The 2,916-nt window shown below is 69.3% G+C and carries 4 protein-coding genes; 3 read left to right on the top strand and 1 reads right to left on the bottom strand.

Going from position 1 to position 2,916, the window contains the following annotated elements:
* Positions 1-1,051, top strand: a 1,051-nt coding sequence (locus tag VMI11_14165; protein ID HTY73543.1) for a DNA-directed RNA polymerase subunit alpha, incomplete at its 5' end; no start/stop codon positions are given.
* A complete protein-coding gene (gene rplQ, locus VMI11_14160; protein ID HTY73542.1) occupies positions 1,051-1,407 on the top strand; it encodes a 50S ribosomal protein L17 in 357 nt (118 codons plus the stop codon). The genes VMI11_14165 and rplQ, both read left to right, overlap by 1 nt.
* A gap of 90 nt (positions 1,408-1,497) precedes the next feature.
* Here the strand turns inward: rplQ and rpmB are convergent, their stop codons facing one another.
* The gene (gene rpmB, locus VMI11_14155) at positions 1,498-1,716 is read right to left on the bottom strand and encodes a 50S ribosomal protein L28 (protein HTY73541.1); all 219 of its coding nucleotides are present in this window, start codon (positions 1,714-1,716) and stop codon (positions 1,498-1,500) included.
* 138 nt (positions 1,717-1,854) lie between these two features.
* Between rpmB and VMI11_14150 the strand changes: the two genes are divergently transcribed.
* A complete protein-coding gene (locus VMI11_14150; protein HTY73540.1) occupies positions 1,855-2,820 on the top strand; it encodes a GDP-mannose 4,6-dehydratase in 966 nt (321 codons plus the stop codon).
* The last annotated feature ends 96 nt before the right edge of the window (positions 2,821-2,916 follow it).

Below are 2,916 nucleotides of genomic sequence, written 5' to 3'. Positions count from 1 at the left end.
TGATCTCACGGGGCTCGTCCGCCCGCACCTGGTCGAGATGACCAAGCGCGAGGACGATCCGAACGCCGCCGAGTTCCGGCTGCAGCCGCTGGAGCGCGGGTTCGGCTACACCCTGGGCAACGGCATCCGCCGGATGCTCCTGTCCTCCCTGCGCGGCTCCGCCGTCTGGGCCTTCCGGATGGACGGGGTCCAGCACGAGCACCAGACCGTCTCCGGTGTCGTGGAGGACGTGCACCAGATCATCCAGCGCCTCAAGGCGCTGACCCTGGTGCTGGTGCCCGAGGTGGACGAGGCCACGCTGCACATCAAGCGCAGCGCGGCGGGACCCGTCTACGCCCGGGACATCGAGGAGCACGGCTCGGTGCGGGTCGTGAACCCGGACCACCTGCTCTTCACCCTGCAGGACGACCGCGACCTGACGATGGAGCTGTACGTCAACAAGGGCCGCGGCTACCTGGACGCCGACCTGCACCCGGTCGACCGGGCGATGCCGGTGGACGTCGTCCGCATCGACTCGATCTACAGCCCGGTCAAGCGCGCCAACTTCACGGTGACCGAGACCCGCGTCGGCCAGCGCACCGACTTCGACCGCCTGACGCTCACGGTCGAGACCAACGGCGCGATCACGCCGGAGGACGCGGTGGCCTACGCCGCCGCCCTGGCCCAGCACCACTTCTCGTACTTCATCTCGTTCGGCACCGTCCCGATGGTGCCGGCCGAAGTGCCGGCCGAGCCCTCGAACGACGTGGAGCGCCTGTTCGGCCTGTTCGCCCGCTCGATCGACGACTGCGGCCTTTCGGTGCGGTCCATCAACTCGCTCAAGAACTCGAACATCCGGACCCTGGGCGACCTGGTGCGCAACACCGAGGAGCAGCTCCTCAAGGTCCGCAACGTCGGCGAGAAGGCCGTGGCCGAGATCGCCGAGCTGCTGCTCCGCGAGGGCCTCAACTTCGGGATGCAGTGGGAAGAGGTGGACGGCGGCGTGCAGATCCTCGAGGTGGGCGCCAAGCCCGTCGTGCGCACCGTGGTCGCGGAGACGGAGCAGGTCTGATGCGGCACCGCGCCAAGGATCGGCAGCTCTCGAGGACCAGCTCGCATCGCCGGGCGATGCTCAGCAACATGGCGACGGACCTGTTCCGGCACGGCGCCATCACGACCACCGTGGCGAAGGCCAAGGAGTTGCGCCCGGTCGCCGAGAAGCTGATCACGCTCGCACGCCGGGGCGACCTGCACGCCCGCCGCATGGTGGAGCGCCGGGTCAAGGACAAGGGCGTGAGCACCAAGCTCTTCAAGGAGCTGGGCCCCCGCTTCCAGGCGCGGCCGGGCGGCTACACCCGGATCATCAAGCTGGGCTTCCGGGTCGGCGACGGCGGCGAAACGGCGAGGATCGAACTGCTGAAGGAGTAGGGTGTCGGGCTTGGGGTGTAGGGTGTGGCAAGACGAAAGCGGGAGACCTGGTCGGGTCCCCCGCTTTGTTTCTCCTCTAACCCCTAACCCCTAACCCCCAACCCCTGCCCCCACGCCCCTCGCCGCTTTCACGACCTTCCCCGACTTCAGGCACTGGGTGCACACCCGGATCCGCTTCGGGGCGCCGTCCACCATGGCCCGGACCGCCTGCAGGTTGGGGTACCACCGGCGGGTGGTCTTGTTGTTGGCATTCGATACGTGGTGCCCGAACGTCGGGCCCTTGCCGCAGATCGCGCACACGCGCGCCATTCCAGCCTCGCTTCAAAAAGTGCAGTGCAGCCGCTAAGTTTAGCCGGCTCTGGCACTTGATTCAAGTGGCGGGCTGGCAGCGGGGGGTGGCCCCCCGGCGCCCGCCACGACGAGCTGCCACCTGCTTGGGGGCCCTACATGCCGACCGCGCTGATCACTGGAGTCACCGGGCAGGACGGGTCCTACCTGGCCGAGTTGCTCCTGGCCAAGGGTTACCGGGTGGTCGGCGTGGTCCGCCGGACGTCGCACGACAGCTACGAGCGCATCCAGCACCTCGTCGGCAGGATGGAGATCGTCCCGGCCGACCTGCTCGACCAGCACTCGCTCCAGTCGGTGGTCAAGGCGGCCCAGCCCGACGAGGTGTACAACCTCGCGGCCCAGTCGTTCGTCCCCACCTCCTGGAGCCAGCCGGTGCTGACGGGCGAGTTCACCGCGCTCGGCGTGACGCGGCTGCTCGACGCCATCCGGCTCGCGAAGCCGGACGCGAAGTTCTACCAGGCCAGCTCCTCGGAGATGTTCGGGAAGGTCCGGGAGACCCCGCAGACGGAGACCACGCCGTTCCACCCGCGCTCGCCCTACGGCGTCGCGAAGGCCTACGGACATCACATCACGGTGAACTACCGCGAGTCGTACGGGATGTTCGCGGCGAGCGGCATCCTGTTCAACCACGAGAGCCCGCGCCGCGGCCTCGAGTTCGTCACGCGCCGCATCTCGGACGGCGTGGCCCGGATCAAGCTCGGCCTCGCGAAGGACGTGCGGCTCGGCAACCTCGAGGCCAAGCGCGACTGGGGCTTCGCCGGGGACTACGTGGACGCGATGTGGCGGATGCTCCAGCAGAGCGGCGCGGAGGACTACGTCGTGGGCACCGGGGTCCAGCACAGCGTGCGCGACTGCTGCGAGCTGGCGTTCGGCCACGCCGGCCTCGACTGGCGCCGGCACGTCGTCCACGACACGGCGCAGGACCGCCCGGCCGAGGTGGACACGCTGCTCGCCGATCCCACCAAGGCGAAGGCGAAGCTCGGCTGGACGCCGACGGTGGACTTCAAGGGCCTGATGACGATGATGGTGGACGCCGACCTCGCGCGCCTGAAGCGGTCCGCATGACGGTACTCGTCACCGGCGCGGACGGTTTCGTCGGGCGGTGGGTGCTGCGGGCGCTGGCGGCCGCGGGGCACCAGGTCGTGGGCGCCGTCCAGCCCG

The sequence above is a fragment of the Actinomycetes bacterium genome, assembly GCA_035506535.1.
Lineage (GTDB): Bacteria > Actinomycetota > Actinomycetes > DATJPE01 > DATJPE01 > DATJPE01.
This window is presented reverse-complemented; position numbering and strand designations above follow the sequence as displayed.